Origin of the sequence: Aeribacillus pallidus (assembly GCF_050478865.1) — a bacterium.
In the GTDB taxonomy this organism is placed as follows: Bacteria; Bacillota; Bacilli; order Bacillales; family JACDOC01; genus JACDOC01.
This window is the reverse complement of the sequence record NZ_JBCNBW010000039.1, coordinates 1-23,914: the sequence shown is the minus strand read 5'-3', so window position 1 is coordinate 23,914 and position 23,914 is coordinate 1. Positions and strand designations below refer to the sequence as shown.

Below are 23,914 nucleotides of genomic sequence, written 5' to 3'. Positions count from 1 at the left end.
GCTTGCACCTTGCCCGCGGAAAGCGTCCGCCACAAGCGTAATGTATAAATTTCAACAGTATCATTTAACAGACAACCATGCCAATAAAAATTGGCACATCGATAAATGAAATAACAGCAAAAGTTATCCACAGTTATTTCAGGGTAGAACCAAATAAAAAAGGAGAGTGATGTAATCACCTCCTACTCTTTAAACATCTTATGGTTCATTTACTTTCGATCCGTTTTCAGCTTCCCATAACCGTTCAAAAAACGGTTGCCCTTTTATTAGTTTTTCACAAAGGTTTATATGTTGATCTGTCCAACCGATTTTCGTCTCTTCGTAGAGACGATTCCACACTTGAAAAAAATCGAGCTGCTGCACTTCTCTATACTTTTCCGGTGCCCACTCGGTATACCAGTAGCGAATTTCGGCCGTATTTTGGGAAGAAAAGAGTTGATCTAACGCCATAAATAATAACTGTTTTAACTGGCGTTCCTTCCTTGTTAATCCGTACATTAATTGTGGGTGTGGTGACAACATATGATACTCTTTCTTCGTTTGGTACGAATCAAATTCATAAACGACCGGTTCTAGCTGTTCAATCATTTCATAAACAAGTTGTTCTTGTCTTGGAATTAAGCGGCTTTTTCGAATCGGAATATGATAGCCAATCGTATCTACAGCTAATATCCCTTTTCCATCAGATACAATGAAGCAATAGTCAAGTTGTACGCGCTCATGATTTTTCCGTAAATAGGCTTTTTGGTACACATCATTTAACAATTGCTTCGGAAGTTCGGACAAATCATTTTCTATGTAGTGAAATAAAACACTTTCAACTTTGATGATGGGAACTTGGTCCAATAAATCAATGACGTCATCTTTTCTCCACTCATGAAAGTGACAAACATTATACCCGTTTTCTTCACCTTCAAACCAATTGACCCATACGTCATGTAAATACAGCATGATTGACCCCTCGCTTCAACACTGTTTGTCCATCAGTATGGGCAGGATAAAGTAAAATTATTCCTATTCTTTTCGACGAGGTGCATAAATAGCGAAAGAAACCATCATCATCCCGATGAAGAGTAAATAACATTCCACACGGGTGAAAATAAAAGAAACATATTCAAAAAACGTATACCCGGTTGTCAACAAATTTAAATACATAATTGTTGTGACACCACCCGCGACCGCTAACCCAAACCCAGTTAATACGAAAAAAATACGAAACATGTTATTTTCCACCCTCAATGGTTGTAGTTTCCTCCAATGTTAATGAATTTTTTTACACCTTTGCAAACTTGTCCATTTATTGTATGTCTATGAAAGAAGTTGTGTGAACATGCAAAAAATCTACCATAATTAAATATGGTAGATTTATCTTCGAGATTTTGGATTTAGCGCGTCTTTAATTCCTTCACCGATAAAGTTAATAGAAAGTATCGTAAGGGTAATCGCTAACGCAGGCGGCATCCACATCCAAGGTTTCGATTGTAAAACGTCTGGTTCATTCGCAAAGGATAACATATTCCCCCAGCTAGGAACTTCTTGAGGAACACCGAAGCCTAAGTAGCTTAACGCAGACTCAATAATAATCATAGTAGCAAATGTAAGCGTTGCTTGAACAATAATTGTTGATAACACGTTAGGTAATAAGTGTTTGATAATTACCTTAGCTGGAGAACTTCCGATAGAAACAGCAGCCAATACGTATTCGTTCTCTTTTTCAGCTAACACTTTACTTCGGACAACACGTGCTATACCACCCCAATAGAGAGCTCCAATGACGACAATTAATACCCATACCCCATTCGCTTTACCGAAAAAAATCGTGTTTAAAACAATTACAAAAACTAAAACTGGGAAATTTAATATAAAATCAGTGAAGCGCATAAGAATACCATCTACAAAGCCACCAAAATACCCAGCAATAGCCCCAATGACGGTACCAATGAAAATTACGATTAGAGTACAAGAGATACCTACAAAGAGTGAAATACGTCCCCCATACAACAGCCTTGTAAAGACATCCCTTCCACTTTTATCGGTCCCTAACCAATGATCAGAGGAAGGTTCTAATGACATTTGACTAATGTTGACCCTCGTAATATCTTGTGTGGTAATATGTGGAGCTAAAAACGAAATAATCGCTATAAACATTAGGAAACATAAACTAACCATCGCCAGTTTATTGCGGACAAATTTGCGACGAGCAATGGCCCATGGAGACATACTCTTCCTTGGTTTTAAATTCGTTCTTGTTGATTTTTGAGTAACTACTTCCATCGCCATTCCTCCTACTCTACCCGAATTCTCGGATCAACAATTCCGTATAGTAAATCCGCTACCAAATTACCAATCAATGTAAGAAACGAGAACATTAATGTGAGAGCCATTAATACCGGATAATCTTTATTCGTCACCGAATTTAAAAAGAGTTGTCCAATGCCTGGGTAAGTAAAAATTGTTTCTGTAATAATTGCCCCACTCACTAATGTAACAATATCAAATCCTAAAAACGTTACAATTGGAATAATAGAATTTCGTAAAATATGCTGGTTATAAATCTTTGATTCTGGAGTCCCTTTCGCTCGAGCGGTACGTACGAAATCCTTCCGGCTATTTTCAATAATGTCATTTCGTAAAAATTGCGTATAACTTGCAGTACTGAGCGCTCCTAAGACAAGTGCTGGTAAAAAGACGTGATGAAAGCGACTAATCCAATATGCCAATGTCCCTTCTTCTATGCTAATATCTACGGAACCGTTAGAAGGAAACCATCCTAATTTAAAGGAGAAAAAATAGATGGCGAACACCCCAGCAACAAACGATGGAAGAGCAAGTCCCAAATAGTTCGCTCCACCGATTAAATGGTCACCAATGGTGTACGGTTTTCTTCCGGCGTAGATTCCCATGGCAAAAGCTAAAATATACGTAATGACTAATGAGGTGAATCCGAGCAAAATCGTATTCGGCAATCGTTCCATAATGATTTCACTTGCTGGAATTTTATATCTAGTCGATTTTCCGAAATCTCCTTGAAAGAAATTCGTAATCCAACGGAAATATTGTTCGTGAATTGGGTCATTATACCCGAGCTTTTCGCGCATCGTTTCTATATACTCCGGATCCGTATTGGACGGATCAATTTCTCCACTGAGTGAATCCCCTGGCATTAATTTTGCCAGGGTAAACACTACAATGGAGATAAGGAAAAGCATCGGAATCATCCCAAGTAGTCGACGAATGGTGTATTTCAGCATATGCATTCTCCTTATCTAGTAAAAGGATATGACTTATTGTTCTAGCCACCACTCGTGTGGAGAGTTGAAACCAGAAACGTCAAACGTAATACCTTTCAATTTACTGCTTACAGCATATACGTCATAAAGCTCCATGATAGGTAATGCTGGAACTTCTTCGTTAAAGATTTTTTGCCATTCTACGTATAACTGTTTCCGTTTTTCTGTATCTGTACCTACTACTTCAATGTCAGTGGCATCTAATAGAAGTTGTTCAGCTTCTTCGTTTACCCAACGAGGATAGTTCCAGACAGACTCAATACCCCATAACGGATATGGATCTGGATCAGTACCAGTTCCCCAACCACCGTAGAATACTTCCATAGATGGGTCGTCGTTTTCTAACTGATCATAGTAAAGGTTGACGTCTGTCATCGTTAATTCAGCCTTTAAGCCGACATCTTCCCAATATTGTGTTAGAGCTTTGGCACGTGCTTCATACGTTGGATTACCCGTTGCGTAGTGAGAGAATTTCACAACAAATTCATTACCGTTCGGATCTTCGCGGAAGCCATCACCATCCACGTCTTTATAACCGGCTTCGTCTAACAATTGTTTCGCTTTTTCTGGATCGTACGTATAATTGTTTGGCAGTTCGCTATGGTCCGCTGCGATCCAGTGCGCTGAAGGTACTGGTCGGTTAACAGGAGATCCTAATCCGCTAAAGAAAGCTTCTACCCAAGCTTCACGGTCGATTGCATAAAGCATCGCTTGACGCAATTTTTTGTTCGCATATTTGTCTTTGTTCATCACGTTTTTCTTACCGTCAAACTCTCCCAGTTTAAAACCAATATAATAGTAGGAGAGACCAGGTACTTTTTCAACACGAACGTTATTGATTTTTTCAATTTCAGGTAACAATGTTGGGTGAAATGCAGTAAAGTCTACTCCGCCGTTTTGTAATTCACCGACAATGAGAGAGCCGTCAATGACTTTAACAACGATACGCTCAATATGCGGCTTTCCTTTCCAATAATCATCAAATCGAACGAGCTCAACAGACTCACCAGGAATGACTTTGTTTACTTTAAATGGTCCAAGCCCAACAGGATTTAGGCGAACTTGGTCAGAAGCGGCCATATCTTCTGGGGCAATTCCTTCAAACTCTTTACGAGAAAGTGGATATGTCCATAAGTTTTCTAAGTTGTTAACACGTGCTTTATCAAACGTAATTTTAACCGTGTAATCATCGATGACTTCAATACCGGAAATGCTGTCCGCTTTTCCTTCATGGAAGTCTTTCGCACCTTCAATTGTATTGACGTTCGACCAACGGTGGTGCTCAGGTCCAAGTGTTGCAATCGTTTCAAGGGCGAATACCCAGTCATGAACCGTTAATTCTTCCCCGTTATGCCATTTAACCCCTTTTTCAAAAGTAAATGTAAACACTTTATTATCATCTGTTTCCCATGAGGCAATATTTGGCTGTGGTTTTAAGTTTTCATCATAATCAATTAATCCATCATCAAAGAATGAAATAATCTCCTCATCGGATTGACTGTCATAGAAGTTAATGTTTAACAGCCCTTTAAATTCTGATTCCATCGCGTACACTAATGTTCCGCCATCTACTGGACCTTCATTTGCTGTGTTATTTTCATCAGATGAATTGTTATCTTCTGTCGGTTTGCTCGTCGATTCCCCGCCACTACATGCAGCTAAAAACATGGATAACGCCAGCATAATGGACGTTAGCCAAAAGATCGATTTTTTACTTTTCATTTTTTCTTCCCCCCATTTAGTTTTCATTTAATAAAGAAGGCAAGCTACTTTGTGACCTGGTTTCACCTCCTTTAAAGAAGGCTTTTGTATAGAACACTCCTCTTTGGCTACCGGACATCTCGTATGAAACGGACAGCCTGAAGGAGGATTCACCGGACTTGGAACATCTCCTTGAAGCACGATTCGTTCTTTTTTCTTTCGTGGATCGGGTTCTGGAATTGCTGAAATAAGCGCTTGTGTATACGGATGTAACGGTTCTTGATAAATGCTTTTTTTATCAGCAATTTCGACAAGATTTCCCAAATACATGACCCCAATACGGTCGCTCATATGTTTAACCACACTTAAGTCGTGGGCAATAAATAAATAAGTAAGATCGAAATCTTGTTGCAGCTCTTTTAATAGATTTAACACTTGTGACTGAACGGACACGTCAAGTGCCGAAACAGGTTCATCCGCCACGATGAGTTTTGGACGTAAGGCTAAGGCACGGGCAATGCCGATTCGTTGGCGCTGTCCTCCAGAAAATTCGTGCGCATATTTGTAATATGCATCTTCTGGCAGTCCTACCCGTTCCAGCAAATCCATTACTTCGTCCATTATTTGTTTTCTTGATTTCTTTGTATAGTTTTGAATTGGTTCGGAAACGATGTCCCCCACCATTTGCATCGGATTAAGTGAGGCGTATGGGTCTTGGAACACCATTTGAAAATCGCGGCGTGCCTCGCGTAACTCGCGACCACGAAGGTATGTAATATCCTTCCCATCAAAAAGGATTTGTCCGCTCGTTGGTTCAAGCAATCGTAAAATCGTCCGACCGGTAGTTGATTTTCCACAACCAGATTCTCCAACTAACCCGAGGGTTTCCCCGCGTTTGATTTCAAAAGATACATCGTCGACCGCTTTGACGACCCCTATCGTACGGCGAAAAAAACCACCTTTAATCGGATAATACGTTTTTAGATTTTTCACTTCTAATAAGTTTTCTGATAGATTCGTTGCTTGTTTGTTTTCTAGGTTTAAGCGAATTGATTTTGTCATTGTCATTAAGCGTTCATCCCTTCTTTCGGCTTACTCGTTTCATACAGTAAGCACGCTACTTCATGCCCTGTTTCGTTTTCATTTAACAATGGCGTGACGGCCGCACATTCTGGCATCGCATGCGGACAACGATTAGCAAAGCGACACCCTACTTTCGGCATATTTTTCAATGAAGGAACAATTCCTTTAATTGAGCTTAAACGATCGACTTCTTCGTCCATTCGCGGAATGGCCCCCATCAACAATTGCGTATACGGATGTTTCGGGTTATAGAACAACGAATCGACATCCGTTCTTTCCACGATTTTTCCGGCATACATGACAAGTACTTCGTCGCACATTTCGGCAACGACGCCTAAATCGTGAGTAATTAAAATAATGGACATATTGTTCATTTGTTGAATTTCTTTTAACAGCTCAAGAATTTGTGCTTGCACCGTTACGTCAAGAGCCGTTGTTGGTTCGTCCGCGATAAGTAGCTTGGGTTGACAGGCAATGGCCATGGCAATCATGACCCGTTGCCGCATACCACCGGATAATTGGTGTGGATACTCGTCCACAATTTTTTCAGGTCTAGAAATTCCGACATTTTTTAAGAGAGAAATACTTTTCATACGTGCTTCTTTTTTGGAGATTTTAAAATGGTTAAAAAAAACTTCTTCTAATTGGAAGCCAATTGTAAATACTGGGTTCAAAGAGGTCATTGGTTCTTGGAAAATCATTGAAATATCTTTTCCTCGAATTTTATTCATCTCCCGATCAGATAAATTCGCTAAATTGGTTCCTTCAAACCAAATTTCACCGTTTTTAACTCGACCAATTCCTTTCGGGAGTAACTTCATAATGGATAAGGACATGACACTTTTCCCACATCCCGATTCTCCAACAACGCCGATAATCTTACGGCGTTCGACTTTAAACGAGACGTTATCAACGGCGTTATATTCTTCACCATCAATGTCAAAGGCTGTTTCTAAATTTTTTACTTCAAGTAGTGGTTGCTGTTCGTAAACCCGTTTTTTCTCAATCATTTGGCCACCCCGAATTAACTATTTTTAGGATATTTGTTATTTTTTATAAAATATTATTACAAAATTATTTCAATTTCAAGATTTTTTTGTATTTTGTTTTAATTCTGAAATAAATAAAATTAAAAAAGCCCTATTTTTTGGGCTTTTGTTCTTTAAAAAAATCATCTTTTAAAAATTCCGTTGAATCCATTGAAAAGCTTTGGGTAATCGAAAAAGTTCCCTTTTTCTTAAAGTGGGAGATGATTTGAAACCCTAATGCGTATCCTAACATTTCAGGATAAAATTTCCTTCCGTACATTATATCATCATGAACAGAATCACTCATTGGGAGGTCTAAATAATGTTTAATGTTACGATCCCAATAAATTTTTAATATGTTCTCTTTGTAGCGGTTGCACCAAGATGCTAAATATTTTTCTCCACAATATTCAAGAACGGCATGCTCTGCTAATCCTTCAAAAACAAGGGAATCTAGCAGGTTATAGTCGTCTTCTTTTTTATTGAGTTGATTCATCCGGGTACAATGGTGATACTCATGGACAAATAACGCTTCCCAATCTTTCTCTTTTTTTGGCTTTGATAAAAATAAAAATATTTTATCTTTGAAAGTAACTCCCGATTTTCCTCCGGTCGTTTTTAATAGTTTACCGTTCCTTCCATCGATCGGAAAAATGTAAATAGATGGATTGGGCCCTTTCCATTTTTTCTGATACTTTTTAAAAAGTTGAAGAATCTTTTGCCATGCTTTTGCTTCCACTAACTCTTTGTATATGCCTCGATTTAATGAGGAAGGTTGATACATTCCGAAGAGCTGTAAATATTTATAGAATTCTTTTGACCGCTCTTGATCGAAGGCAGAACAAATCTTGATTGGATCGTCAAAATATTTGTCGAGCCACTTTTTAGTGTTAATCACTCCCACAGTTGTCACCTCATCTAATTTTCCTTTTTCATCATATGAGGAAGCGAAAGAAAGTGGGAAACAAAAAGAAGTAAATGTGCTTTTAAAAGACAAAAAAATGGTGTTCCTATACAGAAGGAAAGTATTCATAATACTCTACATGTTATCTAGAAGTAGTAAAAAATGGGTACAAAACTATCACAATACATAAAAAAGGTGACTCAATTTCTATTTGGTTGAGTCACCTTTCATCAAACGATCTCTTATTCATATTTTTTGAACGCAATCGTTGCGTTATGTCCACCGAATCCAAGTGAGTTACTTATTGCCGCTTTGATTTCTTTTTTACGAGCTTTATTTGGCACGTAGTCTAGGTCACAGTCTGGGTCTGGTGTTTCATAATTAATTGTTGGCGGTAAAATATTTTCTTTAATGGCTAGTATAGTAAAGATCGCCTCTACACCACCAGCCGCTCCAAGTAAATGCCCTGTCATGGATTTTGTAGAGCTCACCGCTAATTTATAAGCATGATCGCCAAACACTTCTTTAATCGCCATTGTTTCATATTTGTCATTGTATGGTGTACTTGTACCGTGGGCGTTAATGTAATCAATATCTTCTGGTTGTAATCCACCATCTTCAAGAGCAAGCTTCATCGCGCGCGCGCCACCTTCACCACCTGGTGCTGGAGCCGTAATGTGGTAAGCGTCTCCTGTTGCACCGTAGCCGACGATTTCTGCGTAAATGTTGGCCCCGCGTTTTAACGCATGTTCTAATTCTTCCAGTACAATCACGCCAGCTCCTTCTCCCATAACAAATCCGTCACGATTTTTGTCAAACGGACGACTAGCTGTTTTTGGATCAGGGTTTGTAGTAAGAGCTGTGTTTGCACTAAATCCAGCAACAGACATTTTCGTAATCGGCGCTTCTGTTCCACCGGTAATCATAACGTCCGCATCGCCACGTTGAATCGCTTTAAAAGCATCACCAATAGAGTTTGTACCAGTTGCACAAGCAGTGACGGTACAAGAGTTAATGCCTTTAGCTCCTAACATAATGGATACTTGTCCGGATGCCATATCAGGAATCATCATCGGAACAAAGAATGGACTTACTCGGCGGTAACCACGCTTTTGGAACATTTCGAATTGTTGTTCGAACGTTTCCATTCCCCCAATACCAGAACCGATCCAAACTCCTACCCGATGGGCGTTGGAATCATCGATTGTTAAGTTGGCATCTTTCACGGCCATCATCGATGCAGCTACCGCATATTGCGTAAAGCGGTCCATTTTACGGGCATCTTTTTTATCCATAAAATTTTCTGGATTAAAATCAGTGATTTCTGCTGCTACTTTTGCCGGAAAATCATCTGCATTGACCCTTGTAAGCGGACCAATTCCAGAAACTCCATTAATAATATTTTCCCATGTCGTTTTCACATCCACCCCAAGTGGTGAAACTGTTCCAAGTCCTGTTACAACGACTCGTCTTTTTTGCATAATCTTCATCTCCTTTTTATTTCTTATGAAGACTAATATAGTAAATGAAATGATTATCTTCCCCATCTCATAACGATGGAACCCCACGTCAATCCTCCACCAAAGCCTACCATAACGACAATATCGTCATCTTTTATTTTACCAGCTTCCACCTCTTCAACAAGAGAAATTGGAATAGAGGCTGCTGATGTATTTCCATATTTGTGAATCGTTTTCGACATTTTTTCTTCCGGTAAATCTAAACGAAGTCGTGCAGATTCCATAATCCGAATGTTTGCTTGATGTGGAATAAGAAAATCAACGTCTTCTTTCGTTAATCCCGCTTTTTCTAAGACGTTCATACAAGATTCACCCATTTGTCGAACAGCAAATTTAAATACTTCACGACCGTTCATAATTACATATTCGTCTTGGTACAAATGTTTTCCCCCTGTTCCATCTGCCCCAAGTTCAAACGCAAGAACGCCACGACCTTCTGATACAGGACCCATGACAGCTGCCCCAGCTCCATCCCCGAACAGTACAGCGGTATTCCGGTCTTTCCAGTTCAAGATTTTTGACAATTTTTCTACACCCACAATTAACACATATTTATAGGCACCTGATTCGATAAATTGTTTCGCTGTAGCCACACCGTACATAAATCCAGAACATGCTGCACTTATATCCATCGCTGCTGCTTTTTTCGCTCCTAACCGCTCTTGTAACATACAAGCTACGGTTGGAAACGGTTGGTCTGGAGTAACCGTGGCTACTAAAATTAAGTCGATCTCCTCTGGAGAAATGCCTGCATTCTCAATTGCTTTTTTCGCCGCTTCAAACCCTAAATCAGAAGTATCCATCGAATCATCGGCAATCCGACGCTCCTCAATCCCTGTTCGTGTCCGAATCCATTCATCTGACGTGTCCATCATTTTTTCCAAATCATGGTTTGTTAACACTTTTTCAGGTACATACTTGCCAATTCCGATAATTCCAGCGTTCATTCAAGTTTCCCCTTCTTTCTTTTTTTAAACTCATCTATCATCAGTTTATTTTTGATATCAATTATTATGACTTGGTACTAATTTTATCGGAAAATAAGCAATCTGGCAATGTATTTCACTCAATTTTGTGTTCAAGTCTAGTCGAAATTAAGGAATATGCATATGTTACAGTAGGTCCGAACTTCTGTTTGTGAGGTGATACGATGGATCAAGAGAACAATCAACACCCGTTTCAACGGTTTGATGAATTGATGTTTGGTAAGAAACAAAAAATAGAACAAAAAACAGAGGATACAGTGCATACGTTTGAAAATATATTAAACGAGGTAGATATTGACCAACTGTTCAATAGTCTTGATGAAGTAATGAAAGTTGCTTCTTCCATCAAGCCATTGCTGAAAAAGATTACGCCTCATTTCCAAAATTTTTTTAATAATGAGAATTAACCAGATGTTAATGAGAAAAACCAGTTCGCTTGATGCAAACTGGTTTTTTATTGGTAAACGACGAGATTTTGATGCTTTTCTTCTTGAAGGTGGATATGACGTAATTCTTCGACTAAATCATAAATGGATAAGATTTCATATATGACAATCGACTTCGGCGAAAAAATATGTTCATATGTATCCGGAGAATGTGTTTTCAAATTATATAAGTCGTCTTTAAAATCATCGAATAACTCTCGCGCTAATTGTTTTTGACGTTCTCCAAACGAAAAAGAGCAATTATTTAATCCATCTACAAGCGCTTCGACGATATTCAATAAATGTTTTTTTTCCTTTTCATCCCAGAAAATTTTTGAAAAAGGTAAATAAACTAAATTGGCTAAATGATAAAGCATCTGTTGTAAAACGGCTAACTTTTTATGTTCGTAATGATACTTTCGCATTTCTTGTTTCGAATAACGATGAAATTTCCATTCTTGTTTTTGATAATGACAAAGTTGCTCCGTTTTCTCTATTTGACGAATTATCAGTTGGTATTTTAATTTTGTATCTTTTTGTTGTGGTCTTTGATGCACAATTTCTAATAGACGTTGCTCCAGTACGTTAGCGGTCCGTTTGTATAATTGGTGAATGTTATTGGTGATAAATGTAGAATACTTAGGCGGTAAGATCAATAAATTGACAATGGTTGAGATGACAATTCCTATCGTAGTTGTCGATAAGCGAATGAAAAATGACGTGATAGTTAATTGCTCCATTAATGAGGCCATCGCCACGGCCGTTAAAGTTGCCACAAGCATCCCGGCTTCTAAACGTAATTTATGACATGTCATAATGGTTGCCGCCGTTACAAACGCATAGGTGAATGGAGTATGGCCAAACCACGTTAAAAAAAGGATGGCATATCCTGCCCCAATGGCAGAAGCAAAAAAGCGAATGATTCCTTTTTGAATGGAATCCGACGCGGTCGGCTCAATGGTGACGATAGCCGTAATAATCGCAAATATCGCAGGAATATGTAGCCAATTACAAATGAGTGCCGTTAAAAACACGGATAGGGCCGTTTTTATAATTCTTCCTCCGATAAAATGCTTCAGTTTTTGAATGAGTGCCATGATCATCGCCTCGGTCTAAACAATTCTTATTTACAGAATGGATTTTTTTTTTGGCTATGTTATATGTCATTGTTGATTTTTAGCAAGTTATTTACACGGCGGCGACTCCAGCGGGAAGATCTGACTATTATTCAACACCCTTTGTCATTTTAGTTTTAAAATGGTTTCAAACGGCTCGTCAATACCATTAACAAATAAATTAAAATGTTGTTGAACTTCAATGTCAGGTTTCAATCCTCCTGTTTCGTTGGGCTTTAAATGAAATAATTTTGTTGAATAGTAAAACGTCATATTTGAATTTGGCAGATTAGCAAGTTTAATCTCTCCTGGTGCATTCAAATCTCCCCCTGTTTCTTCGCCAACCAATTTAGCATTTAATTTATCTTTTAAATCTACCGCAGCCATCAATCCTGAAGAAAAGGTTTCTTTTCCGATTAATACATATATTTTCCCATTATTAAGAAAAGTAGAATTATATGTTAGTACATCAATAAAACGCTTCATCCATAGACTATTTCCACCTCGGTTTTTTCTAAGATCAATAATCAATGTTTTTACTTCCTCATTATTTAAATCATCTATTAGATGGTGAACAAATTCCATAAAGTCTGGAGTATTTTCATCTCCAGTGTCGCTTCTATCTACACATATATTGTATTGCCAATAAATTATTTGTTTGTCAGGAATCATTTTATACCAATATTGATCATAACTATTTTCAGGCTTTTGAAGATGTTCCGGAACCTTGATGTCAAGTTTGACCATATTTATTTTAGAAGCTTTCTTATATTGAATGGGTACTATCTTTACCTGTATCTTTTGGCCATTATCGTCTTCAAAGGTCCAATAATTCACTTTATTAATCCCAATAAATTGAAGTACTTTTTCATGGATGATTACATCTGACAATTGATATTTGAACCACTGCATATTTTGATGAGGAAAAAGTATCTTTAGTTTATGAATGATTTCTTCGATAGAAATATTGTTGATAGCTATTAATTTAAGACCAAGAATTTCTTTATACTTTTCATCCGCTTCAAGAACCCTTAAACCTTTTTCAAACCATTTAACTTTTAAAGGGTAAATTTTATCGTTTTCACTCTTAAAATTTAATTTTGTATGACTATCACCAATCATCGCTACTAACTGAACTAAATTTAATACGAACTCATCATCATCAAACTCAGAAATATGTTTTCTAATCAAAGCAATTTGTTTGTTCCATGTATCTTCAGAAATATGAGAATAAAGAGCAGGATGTTCATTTTGTAATGTGTGTATCAAAAAATCTAGATCTTCATTTCTCTCCTTTATAACTGTTCGTTGTTTATATTGAAAAGCAAATAAAAGAAATCCAAGAATTAATATCATCCCAAAAGTTATTTTTGCATATTTATTCACATCGATTGCCCCCTCAGTAACTAAAGCATGTATGTGAGGATTAAATTTTAAATCTCGACCAAATGTATGGATAACAGTTATAACTCCGACTTTTTCGTTTCTTACTTCTTTTTTTATAGTGATACTGAAAAACCTCTGCGACCTGTTGTGCTAATTCGTTTAACTTCTTTCGATCTTGAAAGAATATCTGTCTTAATTCTTGTAAATACCATGTGACGATGAGGTACATCAAAAATCATCTCTTGTTTTTTGTCTGACCAATCATCTGTATACTTTTTCCCACACTTATGACAGAAGCGACTTTTACATGTAACAAACAAAAACGGGATCTGGGTTTCTTGGACACCCAAGGCATTCATAGCGAGCATAACCTTAATCAGTCGTTCCGCACCGAATTGTTTTTTCGACTATTTCTTTAATATGGTCACGATAATCTTTAGGAAGCAAATCAAAATGCATCTTCCAAAATCCATCGAAGTGATCCTTTAAGATTTGTTTTATTACACCACTGTATCGTTTTTGTTTATGCTTAGCCACCACACGCCACTCCTAATTATTTCTACGAACATTTTATCGAACACTTATCCACAAAGCGAGAATTTTATAATTTCCTAAACAATAAAAAAGCTTGCCGACATACGACAAGCTTACTGTTCTTCATGTAAAGCATCTTTACGACCAAGTTCATATGCTTCATTCATCACTTTCATAAATAACTCCATAAACGGTTGAAGCATTTCCATTGTTAACTCAATCCCTGTTTCATCCAACTTCTCTTTCGCTTCTGGTAAATATTTCATCGCAATTTGCATAAATTCCATTGATTTGTCTGGTGACATTACGATCCCTCCATAGGTAGTTCATCCGGTAATTGCCCAGTTTTTATATATTGGTCGATATATTTATTTAATTGCTCTTTGAATTCATTGTCAACTAACGGACTGAATTTCCCCATGGAAATAACTCCATCTTGAAAATCAAATTGTAAATTGCCTGGCTCTAATGCCCCTTGTATAAACTTCTCAGCGACTAATTCATATAATTTATCAATATGTTGTACCGTACTAGTTAGCACTGTCGTTTCTCCTAAATCCGATTGGTCGGACACATAACCAATGGCATATAACCCCTGTTCTTTTAGCTTTTCAATGACGGGAACATTAAAGCCATCACCTGCGGGATAGACGACGTCTACGCCTTTTGCAATCATTTCCTCTAATGCTTCAAGTGCGATACCAACATCATCCCAATTATGCGTGTAAGTGACAATAACTTCGGTATCGCTATTTTGGAACTGTACCCCTTCAATAAAACCTTTGACTTCTGGTTGCCATTCAAATGCCGCTAAAACGGCCACTTTTTTCGTTTTGGACATGTGACTGGCGGTCATTCCACCAAAATACCCCATAGCGAAGCCTTTAAATTGAAGGCTCGTCGTATTTGAAGCAGTCGCATTACCGTTAAAGCTGACAAAATGGATATGTTTATATTCATTAGCTATTTCGTTAAAATATTCTGCATACTCGCTTCCATGACCAAAAATGAGATTAACCCCTTTTTGGTCAAATTCTTTGACCGCTTGTTCCACTAAAGCTTTGGAATTCATTCCTTCTTTATAAAATACATCAACATTATATTTCGATTGAATTTTTAACATTCCTTTATACCCTTTTGTTCCCCACACTTGATCACTGATCGTATCAGGTACGAGCAATCCTGCTTTTGTTAAGTTAGATTGATCTTGTATCGAGGAACAAGCCGTAAGAAGGAGGAGCGTAAGTGCAATTCCGATTATTTTTTTCATCATATATAGCAACTCCTTTTTCCATTGCTACAGGTAAAAGGGGATGTTACAGCCAAAATTTCGTATATTTCCCTAGGATTCTCAATCTCTTTTATTCTACCCTTGAATCGATAACATGAAAAGAGGCATTTGTATTCCTGTCACTTCAGATAGTTTTGTATACAAACAGCCTGTCGCTCCAACCCTTCTTCTAAAGGGGTTTGTTGAGATATAGGTATTTGTTTTACTGTAAGTGGATATTTCCTCTCTTCTTTGAGCAAATATTGATTCGTATAGGACGTGATTTTATGGATAATGTTTTTCCAGCGATTTTTTTCACCGCTCGAAAGAAGAAATGGACCTTTCTCCTCCTTTTTCCCCGATAATACGTGTTGAATGATGGAAACGGCTGCATCCTGCACATAAATCGCATCGGATGGATCATCCATAAATTCAATATTCGATGGTTCAGAATGTAAATTTTTCTTCAAAAGTTGATGAAATAGAAAAACTTCCGGTTGATAGGGTCCATAAACCGTAGGCACGTAATAATCAGTTATCTTATATCTCTTTTCTTCCATCCACGTTTTCATTTTTTGTAAAACTTCTTTTACGTCTTCTACTCGTTCATTACGCTCATATAACATTTGAGTAGGGAGGATAAAAATGAACTCATTTTTTGGTGGTAATGACCATTGGGACACGTTGTGTTGGATTTGTTGTAACCGTTGAAAATAAACGTCATGGTGAAAATAATAGTCAAAAATCGGTAAAAAAATAAAGGTTGGCTTCGTGAGGCACACTTCCCTTTCGTCCATTGTTCCAGCTGAAAAATTAGCATTCCTCCCTACTTCCAACCATTTTTGTTCAATTAACCCCCGGTTCTCTTCACAAATATCATCCAACCCAACAACTTCATATCCTTCCTCTAACAATGCTTTACATATTTCAAATCCGAGGAACTGCCCTGCTGCCATCACTACTGCCTGATTCATTATGACCCTCCTCTGACAAATGTCCTCTTTGTATCGTATGCATGAAGAAGGTCAGATAAAACAAATGGCTTATAGTACCTTCTCATTTTTTTTAAAAAACCGAATCATTTTTCGTCCAACCATTCCTCTTTTTTCTGGCAGTAAATATTGAATTTCAATGGATTTCCCCTTTTGTTTACGGACAATATTAATTCTTCTCGACAATTCCATTTGTGGTTGATAGCGGCTATGATCTAAAATATGAATAAATTGAAGCGGTATATTGGTATTCATCAAAATATTCAACGACTCGTCATTGATGATTTGTTCACATTGTTCCAACGGTACTTTATGAGCAGCGGCCATTTCTTTCTTTAATTTTTTATAAAAGACTTTGTTTTTCTTTTCTTGACGTATATATTTTTTTAAAGACAAACATGGCTGTAACAACGTCATGCTTCTTATTTGGCCGGGGATTCGTTCCATTAATTGTTTAGCGACTAAAACACCCATTCCTTCACTTAAAATGTGTATTTTATGATTAATGATTTCTTTTTGGCAAATGTAACGATATAGTTGAACAGCAAATTCAACTGCCCGCTTACTTCCCCAATGTTTTCCAAATAGATGAGAATAAAAAACTAGGTAACCTTCTTGTTTTAACTCCTCAAGAAGGTACGCTCTGCCATAATGCTGTGTCCAAAAGCTATCCTTTTGTTCAACAAAATGGTGCCCGTCCCCAAGAATAAAAACGGCAAACCCGTTTGGCCGCTCTGGATAATGAATCTTGCACCATTGTCCTTGTAATTGAAATGATCGTTGTTCCATATGAAAATCCCCTCTTTGACAGAGTCCTCTTAAATAACGTATGACAGTAAAATAAAGATTGAATGGGAGAATGACCTAATTTTCAATGCTGAAAGGGGTTTCATTTTATTTGGATAATCATTTAAAATTTTAATTATCTATGGTAATATGAAAAAAGATATGTATTTCAATTTCAATCGGTATCGTACATAGCTTACTTTTAGAATTGAGGTGAAAAATCGTGCGTTATTTAGCAACGTTTTTCTGGGCATTTTTATTAGTACAAATGCTTTCATACGTAGTTAGTTCTATGATGGGGGCTGAATACCATTTTGAAACTGGAGCCCTATTAGCCGTGATTGCTACTGTACTAATTTATGTCGTTCCAACCATTCTACCAAACGACCCTGTAGAAAAGCATTAATAAAAAGCGATTGTCGTTATGAGACAATCGCTTTTCGTTTAAGGTTTTCGCATATATGTCCAGTGGCGGTTATGATTCGATGCTTCTGGAAATTCATCTCCCGCTTTGAGCTTAATTTTTTTCGGATTTTTTACATTACTTCCTGTTTCTCCAATTTCAATATACGTTCCGTTGTTGGGGGCTTTTTCACCAGGACGAAATTGATGACGTTGACCCATCCACAACCACCTCCTTACCATTATCTTGCCCATTTTTTAAAAGTTCATCATTCATTAAACAAGTTGAAAAAATGAAAAAAATATGTAATAAAAAGTATCTTTACAAAACTGGAATGTGTAGTGTTAAATGAGATGGTACAAACATATGATGGAGGAAATTCCTTATGGATATGGAAAAGCTGTACGTCTTAATCAAATATTTATTACTGGGCGCCTTTCAAGGGTTTACCGAACCAATTCCAATTTCATCTAGCGGCCATTTACAATTCGCACAACATATCTTCGGTATTACGATGGAAAACTTCACTTTTGAATTATTGGTGAATTCCGCTTCGTTAATAGCGGTACTAATCATTTACCGCCAAGACTTAATTCGGCTAATCAGTAACGGATGGGAGTATTTAACGACGAAGAACGAACATGCCAAGACGGACTTTCGCTTTATTATTTATTTAATCGTGGGTACGATCCCAGCCGGTGTATTAGGCATTTTATTGGACGATTGGATTAAAGAGCATCTATCCAATATTCGAACAGTGGCAATGTCGTTAATTATTACCGGTATAGCTCTTTATCTCATTCGTAACTTAAGAGGACGAAAAAACGATGGCGACTTAACGTTGAAAGATGCTCTTATTGTCGGTTTCGCCCAAGCCGTTGCCTTAATTCCTGGAATTAGTCGCTCAGGTGCTACGATTGTGGCGGCGATGGCCCGGGGAATGAAACAAGAAACGGCGCTGCGTTATTCCTTTCTTCTATACATCCCGGTTAGCTTAGGAGGAATGGTATTAAGCATCAGTGATTTAGTCAACGATCCACACTTACACGACTTATTTGTTCCATATGTCCTTGCATTTTTTAGCTCTTTAGTAGCCAGCTATTTCTCCTTAAAATGGTTTATGAACGTGATGGCGAAAGGAAACTTAATTATTTTTGCCGTGTATTGTTTAATTGTCGGCCCCCTTGTTCTTCTCTTTTTATAGTTGAATAAATATGGTAATATATCTTTAAAAAGGCGTGTGATCAGTCATGTATGAGCAAGTGACTGAAAAAGTAAAACAATTGTTTCATCAAAAAAATGTTCGTCGGAAATATGCGAAAGGGAAGTATCTTTTTCAAGAAGGGATGCCGGTAGAGGAGTTATTTTATATCCATACAGGTAAAATTCAAATTAGTAAAGTCATCCCTGATGGGAAGGAATTGTCCTTACAAATCTGCCAATCAGGAGACATTATCGGTGAGTTTACATTATTTTGTCCGTCTACAACCTACTCGTTAAACGGAAAAATGCTGGAAGATGGGGAAGTCTTTGTTTTACCAAAAACCGAATTCGAAGAAGCGTTAGCAGCGGATCCTTCCTTTACCCTTGAATGGTTAAAATGGATACAACTGCAAAATAGACGCCAACAATCGAAGTTTCGGGACTTGATATTACACGGTAAAAAAGGAGCCCTTTTCTCGACGCTTATCCGACTTGTTAACAGTTTTGGAAAAGAAGTAGAAGATGGAATGCTTATCGACGTTAAGTTAACCAATCAACAGGTAGCGAATTTATGTGGGACATCCCGTGAGGTCATTAATCGAATGTTAGGTGACTTAAAAAAAAACAACATTGTTTCTATCAAAAATGGCCATATCATTGTCCATGACCTCGAATTTTTAAAACGCGAAATCGATTGCGAAAATTGTCCAATTGATATTTGCCGAATGGAATAACGAAATAAGAAAACCTATCGGAGTTCATCCGATAGGTTTTATCGTATACCTAAAGCAATTTTCGCATAACGGGACATACGATCTTTAGACCAAGGTGGATTCCAAACAATATTTACGTCCACATCTTTTACTTCAGGAATATCACTCACAGCAGCTTTTACTTGATCCACAATGGTTCCTGCTAACGGACAACCCATAGACGTTAATGTCATGGTCACCGTCAATTTACCATCATCATCCATTTCAAGGTCGTATACTAAACCTAAGTTAACAATATCAATTCCTAGCTCTGGGTCAACCACTTGTTCTAACGCGCCCATAATGTTATCACGTAAATCTTGATCCACTGAACTTCCTCTCCTTTCATTCCCATGTTAACAAATTAATATTTAGAAGAACAAAGATGTTGCTTTTTCATGTTATACCCTTTTAAAGTACAAGTTAATCGACTTTTACTGAGGTAGATAATAAATGGGTTTGGAACCATGCCACCGTCTGTAAAACTCCTTCGCGAGTAACTTTATGACCGGCTGATGGATCACAGATAAATTTTAACAAACTTTCCGATGAACCCATTGCTTTTAACTGCTCATAAAAGCTAAAGGCTGGTTCATAAGGGACAACGTCATCTTTTTCCCCATGCCAAAACATTAATGGTCGCTTGTTCCATTTTTCAGGTTGTTGGCTGAAATCAAACTTCCTAATTTGGTCCCAAAAAGCTGCTTCCTCTTCTTTTGTAAGCGGAAGTTCAATCCCCTTTTGTTTTAAGTAGTCCATTTGTATTTTTGCAAATTGTTCATAAGTTGGTGTTCCCATTAAGCTAACCGCGGCTTGAATCCAATCGTATTGGGTTAGTGCACCAAGTGTCACAATTCCCCCCATGGAAGTGCCGGCTACACCGATACGCTCTTCATCAATGAAGCCTTTATGAACATAAACATCTTTCCATTCTTTCAGTTCATGAATCGTTTGTATGACAATATTCCAAAATTGAAAATTCAGTTCTTGTTCTGTAAACCCGGCGGACCGCTCACCATGATAAAGGCAATCCGGTAAGAACACACGAAACCCTTCTTCGGCTAAAAGATAAGCATAATGTAAATTATGTTCTTTTGCACTTGTAAAGCCATGGATAAAAAAGATTGTTGGTAAGCATTCAGTCCAGTGTTGCTGATTCGCAACATGCAGTAATGGCTTTCCGTTGATGACTTCTTTTGTTACACCAATCACGTAAACTCTCTCCCTATTTACATGTTTTACTTCATCTTATCCTATTTTTGGTATAATGTACATGTAAATACTCCTTAAATATTTTGTTAACGATATAGACCTTGTAGGCACCATTCGATACACTTACGGTACAAAAAGAAATTTTAAAATGAAATCGAGGAGACAGTATGGGGAAAAATACTCATTTAATCGTACTTGATTTAGATGGAACATTGCTGAAGGATGATAAGACCATTTCCGCCAAAACAAAAGTAACGATTCAAAAAGCAAAAGAAAATGGACATCTAGTCATGATTGCTACCGGAAGACCGTACCGAGCTAGCGAAATGTATTACCGTGAGCTCGGATTAACCACTCCTATTGTGAATTTTAATGGAGCTTTTGTACACCATCCGCTACATAACGATTGGGGGATGTTCCACCATCCTTTATCGATTGACATAACGAAAGAAATCGTTGATGCGTGCCATCAATTTAATTTCCATAATATTATTGCTGAAGTGATGGATGAAGTATACTTCCATTATCATGACGAGAAGCTTTTAGACATTTTTAGCCTGGGAAATCCAACGATTACAACTGGGGATTTGCGAAAGTTTTTACAAGACTCTCCAACTTGTTTACTTATTCATGCTTCGGAAAAAGATGTGACATCCATTCGCGAACATTTAAACAAAGTCCATGCAGAAGTTATCGACCACCGGCGTTGGGCTGCTCCTTGGCATGTCATCGAGATCGTAAAATCAGGACTTAATAAAGCAGTTGGAATTAAAAAAGTGGCTGATTACTACGGAATTCCAAAAGAGCGAATTATTGCCTTTGGTGACGAAGACAATGATTTAGAAATGATTGAGTATGCAGGAATTGGGGTGGCGATGGGAAATGGAATTGCCAAATTAAAAGCTATTGCAAACGAGATAACAGGTACGAATGAAGAAGATGGAATCGCTAATTTTTTACAATCATACTTACATTTAAAGTAAACGAAGGACATTCCCATTATTTAACCATATTGAATTTTTTTTGACGAACCATACTAATAAATGAACGCTTCAAACAAGTGTTCAAGATCATCTTTAGGTGGTGATTCGCATGGGCAAAAACAATAAATCGAAACGTTTTGTACAACAAAGTAAAAACACTGTCAAGAAACACGATGAACGAATCCCTTATTATATTTCCTATGCTGAAGCAGAAGCTAAGAAAATGGCTAGCGTTCACGAGTCCTCTTTAGGAGGCATATAAGAATGGGGAATCAGCTTTTTCAACAAGCCCGAAATTTAACTGAACAAGCAAAAAGAGCTGCGTCTACTGAAGACAAATCGTTGAAACAATCGGCCACTGCTAAGGCTAAAAACGCTATGTCCTCTGCATTTGCCAATTCGACAATAGCGGAACAGCGCCAACTTCGAGAAATGCAAAACGAATTAGAGTCACTTTAAAAGGAATTCCCCCAATTTCCTGTTTGGCTGAACACACCATTATTTACACATGCTTAGAATATGCAAAAAACGGCGAAGGGCAACCTTTCGCCGTTTTACTTATTTGGTAACGGAATGGCCGTTTCATTTATTATCGTTCCATCTTCAATTTTTCGCTCGTATAAAACGAGCATCACATTCTTAAGCTTAGGGATTTTATCTTTTGAAAGAGTTATGGAAAAAGGACTCCAATTCGGAGCTTTTTTATTCACTTTAACAAGTGTTTCTTCCACAAAGACGTAATGTCCATCTTCCACTGTATAAAAAAACAGGCCCTCTTTTAAACATGCTTCTCCTTTAATGACCACATGTGTTCCGTTGTAATGAATCTGGATATTTCGAAAAGCTCCTGATTGTTTGGAAAATACGGAGGGAGCAAATAGAAGGACGGAGAGTAAACAGGCAATGATATACGGATTCCTCATCTTGGTTCCTCCTTTATGAGGATCTATCACTGTATAGTATGTACAACAACGTCAAAAATTAGTCCCTACGGAAAAATCCAAAAATGCCTGTTGTTTGAACAATATTGGTGAATGCGTGTGGGTCAACTTTTTGAATAATTTGTTTTAAAACCGCCTGTAAACGCCCATATTTTAACGTCAACCCAACTCAGATTACCTTTACTTTATTACATATCTTTCCCTTACATACCTCTTTATTTTTACAGACAAAATCGTTACACTTATACTATCAAACGATAGGAAAAGGTGAAGTGTATGTCATTCCAATTATTCGCAGATAGTGCATGTGATTTACCATTATCTTTTTTTGAAGAACATCAAGTCACATTAATTCCACTCCGTGTGCATTTAAACGATCACGAGTATGAAGATATAAAAACGATTCAAAGTAAAGAAATTTTTGAGGCCATTCGTAATGGCATCGTGCCAAAAACGTCCCAAGCCTCTCCTCAATTGTTAATGGAGCTTTTTACTGACTTAGCCAAGAAAGGGGAAAAAGGACTCTATATTGCTTTTTCTTCCGAACTTTCTGGAACCTATCAAACAGCGGTTATGATCCGTGATCAAGTAAAGGAAGATTATCCTGATCTTGATTTAGACATTATCGATTCGAAATGTGCTTCCATTGGTTACGGTTTAGTTGTCCTACATGCCGCTAACCGTATAAAAGAAGGGGCTACGAAAGATGAAATTATAAAAGAAGTACAATTCCGCTGTCAACACATGGAACATATTTTTACCGTAGAAGATTTAGATTATTTAGCTAAAGGTGGACGTGTATCCAAAACATCCGCGGTTATCGGCGGCTTACTCAATATTAAACCGATCTTACATGTAGAAGACGGAAAATTAATTCCAATTGATAAAGTTCGCGGCCGAAAAAAACTGTTCCGTACAATCATCGAGCTCATGAAACAACGTGGAGACAAACTCGACCAACAACTCATCGGAATTAGTCATGGAGACGATGAAGAAAGCGCCCTACAATTAAAACAAATGATTCAAGATGAATTCGGCACGTCCAAATTTTATATCCAAATGATCGGTTCAGCTGTTGGGGCTCATGCCGGTCCAGGGACTCTTGCTGTTTTTTTCTTAAACCAAATGGATTAATGGATACCCCCTCCTATTTTGGGTACACTACAGAACGCAAGCACAAACTTGAGGAGGGGTCAAATGCCACATACATCCGATAATGATAAAAAAGCAAAGGACAATCAAGCGTTACGCCACGAAAAAAATATGGTACGGGAAAAAAATCGTCAAGCTGGAAAATGGCAATATTCGAAAAAAACCGATCACCTATAGGGACTACCCTATAGGTGATTTTTTTATTTTTGGCTCTGTTAAACGATACAGTTGATATTTATACATTTCGC

General features: G+C 37.6%; 29 protein-coding genes and 2 pseudogenes. 9 read left to right on the top strand and 22 right to left on the bottom strand.

Going from position 1 to position 23,914, the window contains the following annotated elements; all coding sequences use genetic code 11:
- Positions 1 to 198 precede the first annotated feature (198 nt).
- The 10 genes from ABES52_RS09865 to ABES52_RS09820 form a co-directional block, all read right to left on the bottom strand.
- The gene (locus ABES52_RS09865; RefSeq protein ID WP_429650986.1) at positions 199 to 951 is read right to left on the bottom strand and encodes a YjbA family protein; all 753 of its coding nucleotides are present in this window, start codon (positions 949 to 951) and stop codon (positions 199 to 201) included.
- A 63-nt stretch (positions 952 to 1,014) separates the two neighbouring features.
- On the bottom strand, positions 1,015 to 1,221 hold the full coding sequence (locus ABES52_RS09860; protein WP_429650985.1) for a YuzI family membrane protein: 207 nt from the start codon (positions 1,219 to 1,221) through the stop codon (positions 1,015 to 1,017).
- 144 nt (positions 1,222 to 1,365) lie between these two features.
- Positions 1,366 to 2,274 carry an oligopeptide ABC transporter permease gene (opp4C, locus tag ABES52_RS09855; protein ID WP_429650984.1) on the bottom strand — a complete coding sequence of 303 codons (909 nt, stop codon included), beginning with the start codon at positions 2,272 to 2,274 and terminating at the stop codon, positions 1,366 to 1,368.
- Between the two features lie 11 nt (positions 2,275 to 2,285).
- Entirely contained in the window at positions 2,286 to 3,251 is a 966-nt protein-coding gene (gene opp4B / locus ABES52_RS09850) for an oligopeptide ABC transporter permease (RefSeq protein ID WP_429650983.1), read from the bottom strand.
- A 33-nt stretch (positions 3,252 to 3,284) separates the two neighbouring features.
- Positions 3,285 to 5,012 carry an oligopeptide ABC transporter substrate-binding protein gene (opp4A, locus tag ABES52_RS09845; protein WP_429650982.1) on the bottom strand — a complete coding sequence of 576 codons (1,728 nt, stop codon included), beginning with the start codon at positions 5,010 to 5,012 and terminating at the stop codon, positions 3,285 to 3,287.
- A gap of 27 nt (positions 5,013 to 5,039) precedes the next feature.
- Positions 5,040 to 6,053 (bottom strand): ABC transporter ATP-binding protein, encoded by a 1,014-nt coding sequence (locus ABES52_RS09840; protein ID WP_429650991.1) that lies wholly within the window; start codon positions 6,051 to 6,053, stop codon positions 5,040 to 5,042.
- 5 nt (positions 6,054 to 6,058) lie between these two features.
- Complete coding sequence (locus ABES52_RS09835) at positions 6,059 to 7,081, bottom strand: ABC transporter ATP-binding protein (protein WP_429650990.1); 1,023 nt, start codon at positions 7,079 to 7,081, stop codon at positions 6,059 to 6,061.
- Positions 7,082 to 7,214: 133 nt separating this feature from the next.
- A complete protein-coding gene (locus ABES52_RS09830; RefSeq protein WP_429650981.1) occupies positions 7,215 to 8,006 on the bottom strand; it encodes a DUF2268 domain-containing putative Zn-dependent protease in 792 nt (263 codons plus the stop codon).
- 242 nt (positions 8,007 to 8,248) lie between these two features.
- Positions 8,249 to 9,487: a beta-ketoacyl-ACP synthase II gene (gene fabF, locus ABES52_RS09825; RefSeq protein ID WP_429650980.1), complete on the bottom strand. Its 1,239-nt coding sequence runs from the start codon at positions 9,485 to 9,487 to the stop codon at positions 8,249 to 8,251.
- A 53-nt stretch (positions 9,488 to 9,540) separates the two neighbouring features.
- Positions 9,541 to 10,473: a beta-ketoacyl-ACP synthase III gene (locus ABES52_RS09820; RefSeq protein ID WP_429650979.1), complete on the bottom strand. Its 933-nt coding sequence runs from the start codon at positions 10,471 to 10,473 to the stop codon at positions 9,541 to 9,543.
- A 203-nt stretch (positions 10,474 to 10,676) separates the two neighbouring features.
- On the opposite strand from ABES52_RS09820, the gene ABES52_RS09815 reads away from it, so the two are divergent.
- Positions 10,677 to 10,919 carry a hypothetical protein gene (locus ABES52_RS09815; protein WP_429650978.1) on the top strand — a complete coding sequence of 81 codons (243 nt, stop codon included), beginning with the start codon at positions 10,677 to 10,679 and terminating at the stop codon, positions 10,917 to 10,919.
- Positions 10,920 to 10,966: 47 nt separating this feature from the next.
- Here the strand turns inward: ABES52_RS09815 and ABES52_RS09810 are convergent, their stop codons facing one another.
- The 7 genes and pseudogenes from ABES52_RS09810 to ABES52_RS09780 all read right to left on the bottom strand — a co-directional run bounded on the left by ABES52_RS09810 (position 10,967) and on the right by ABES52_RS09780 (position 17,023).
- On the bottom strand, positions 10,967 to 12,034 hold the full coding sequence (locus ABES52_RS09810; RefSeq protein WP_429650977.1) for an FUSC family protein: 1,068 nt from the start codon (positions 12,032 to 12,034) through the stop codon (positions 10,967 to 10,969).
- A gap of 144 nt (positions 12,035 to 12,178) precedes the next feature.
- Positions 12,179 to 13,174: a S41 family peptidase gene (locus ABES52_RS09805; protein ID WP_429650989.1), complete on the bottom strand. Its 996-nt coding sequence runs from the start codon at positions 13,172 to 13,174 to the stop codon at positions 12,179 to 12,181.
- A gap of 177 nt (positions 13,175 to 13,351) precedes the next feature.
- Positions 13,352 to 13,975: pseudogene (locus ABES52_RS09800) on the bottom strand (IS91 family transposase); the annotation flags it as partial.
- 110 nt (positions 13,976 to 14,085) lie between these two features.
- Positions 14,086 to 14,277: a ComZ family protein gene (locus ABES52_RS09795; RefSeq protein ID WP_429650976.1), complete on the bottom strand. Its 192-nt coding sequence runs from the start codon at positions 14,275 to 14,277 to the stop codon at positions 14,086 to 14,088.
- Positions 14,277 to 15,245 (bottom strand): BMP family ABC transporter substrate-binding protein, encoded by a 969-nt coding sequence (locus ABES52_RS09790; RefSeq protein WP_429650975.1) that lies wholly within the window; start codon positions 15,243 to 15,245, stop codon positions 14,277 to 14,279. The genes ABES52_RS09795 and ABES52_RS09790 overlap by 1 nt, the downstream gene beginning before the upstream one ends.
- A 137-nt stretch (positions 15,246 to 15,382) precedes the next feature.
- Positions 15,383 to 16,216, bottom strand: coding sequence for a hypothetical protein (locus ABES52_RS09785; protein ID WP_429650974.1), 834 nt, complete (start codon positions 16,214 to 16,216; stop codon positions 15,383 to 15,385).
- 69 nt (positions 16,217 to 16,285) lie between these two features.
- Positions 16,286 to 17,023, bottom strand: coding sequence for a hydrolase (locus ABES52_RS09780; protein WP_429650973.1), 738 nt, complete (start codon positions 17,021 to 17,023; stop codon positions 16,286 to 16,288).
- Between the two features lie 220 nt (positions 17,024 to 17,243).
- On the opposite strand from ABES52_RS09780, the gene ABES52_RS09775 reads away from it, so the two are divergent.
- Positions 17,244 to 17,426 carry a YjzD family protein gene (locus ABES52_RS09775; protein ID WP_429650972.1) on the top strand — a complete coding sequence of 61 codons (183 nt, stop codon included), beginning with the start codon at positions 17,244 to 17,246 and terminating at the stop codon, positions 17,424 to 17,426.
- A 38-nt stretch (positions 17,427 to 17,464) separates the two neighbouring features.
- Here ABES52_RS09775 and ABES52_RS09770 read toward each other — a convergent pair whose 3' ends face one another.
- The gene (locus ABES52_RS09770) at positions 17,465 to 17,644 is read right to left on the bottom strand and encodes a YjzC family protein (protein WP_429650971.1); all 180 of its coding nucleotides are present in this window, start codon (positions 17,642 to 17,644) and stop codon (positions 17,465 to 17,467) included.
- A gap of 170 nt (positions 17,645 to 17,814) precedes the next feature.
- Here ABES52_RS09770 and ABES52_RS09765 point away from each other — a divergent pair, with 170 nt between their 5' ends.
- Both ABES52_RS09765 and ABES52_RS09760 read left to right on the top strand, forming a co-directional pair.
- Positions 17,815 to 18,627 (top strand): undecaprenyl-diphosphate phosphatase, encoded by an 813-nt coding sequence (locus ABES52_RS09765; protein WP_429650988.1) that lies wholly within the window; start codon positions 17,815 to 17,817, stop codon positions 18,625 to 18,627.
- 46 nt (positions 18,628 to 18,673) lie between these two features.
- A complete protein-coding gene (locus ABES52_RS09760) occupies positions 18,674 to 19,360 on the top strand; it encodes a Crp/Fnr family transcriptional regulator (protein WP_429650970.1) in 687 nt (228 codons plus the stop codon).
- A 38-nt stretch (positions 19,361 to 19,398) separates the two neighbouring features.
- On the opposite strand, the gene ABES52_RS09755 is transcribed toward ABES52_RS09760, so the two are convergent.
- Both ABES52_RS09755 and ABES52_RS09750 read right to left on the bottom strand, forming a co-directional pair.
- Positions 19,399 to 19,680, bottom strand: coding sequence for a metal-sulfur cluster assembly factor (locus ABES52_RS09755; RefSeq protein ID WP_429650987.1), 282 nt, complete (start codon positions 19,678 to 19,680; stop codon positions 19,399 to 19,401).
- Between the two features lie 121 nt (positions 19,681 to 19,801).
- Positions 19,802 to 20,590: an alpha/beta fold hydrolase gene (locus ABES52_RS09750; protein WP_429650969.1), complete on the bottom strand. Its 789-nt coding sequence runs from the start codon at positions 20,588 to 20,590 to the stop codon at positions 19,802 to 19,804.
- 167 nt (positions 20,591 to 20,757) lie between these two features.
- Here ABES52_RS09750 and ABES52_RS09745 point away from each other — a divergent pair, with 167 nt between their 5' ends.
- From ABES52_RS09745 to ABES52_RS09735, 3 genes are all read left to right on the top strand, one after another.
- A complete protein-coding gene (locus tag ABES52_RS09745) occupies positions 20,758 to 21,573 on the top strand; it encodes a Cof-type HAD-IIB family hydrolase (RefSeq protein ID WP_429650968.1) in 816 nt (271 codons plus the stop codon).
- A gap of 109 nt (positions 21,574 to 21,682) precedes the next feature.
- Positions 21,683 to 21,835 (top strand): hypothetical protein, encoded by a 153-nt coding sequence (locus ABES52_RS09740; protein WP_429650967.1) that lies wholly within the window; start codon positions 21,683 to 21,685, stop codon positions 21,833 to 21,835.
- A gap of 2 nt (positions 21,836 to 21,837) precedes the next feature.
- A complete protein-coding gene (locus tag ABES52_RS09735) occupies positions 21,838 to 22,032 on the top strand; it encodes a DUF3813 domain-containing protein (RefSeq protein ID WP_429650966.1) in 195 nt (64 codons plus the stop codon).
- A gap of 95 nt (positions 22,033 to 22,127) precedes the next feature.
- Here the strand turns inward: ABES52_RS09735 and ABES52_RS09730 are convergent, their stop codons facing one another.
- Complete coding sequence (locus tag ABES52_RS09730; protein ID WP_429650965.1) at positions 22,128 to 22,496, bottom strand: Gmad2 immunoglobulin-like domain-containing protein; 369 nt, start codon at positions 22,494 to 22,496, stop codon at positions 22,128 to 22,130.
- Positions 22,497 to 22,554: 58 nt separating this feature from the next.
- A pseudogene (locus tag ABES52_RS09725) lies at positions 22,555 to 22,644 on the bottom strand (DUF2179 domain-containing protein); the annotation flags it as partial.
- Positions 22,645 to 22,790: 146 nt separating this feature from the next.
- Between ABES52_RS09725 and ABES52_RS09720 the strand changes: the two are divergent.
- Both ABES52_RS09720 and ABES52_RS09715 read left to right on the top strand, forming a co-directional pair.
- Positions 22,791 to 23,648, top strand: a complete 858-nt coding sequence (locus ABES52_RS09720; RefSeq protein ID WP_429650964.1) for a DegV family protein — start codon at positions 22,791 to 22,793, stop codon at positions 23,646 to 23,648.
- A gap of 63 nt (positions 23,649 to 23,711) precedes the next feature.
- Positions 23,712 to 23,843, top strand: coding sequence for a DUF3941 domain-containing protein (locus tag ABES52_RS09715; RefSeq protein WP_429650963.1), 132 nt, complete (start codon positions 23,712 to 23,714; stop codon positions 23,841 to 23,843).
- Positions 23,844 to 23,914: the final 71 nt, after the last annotated feature.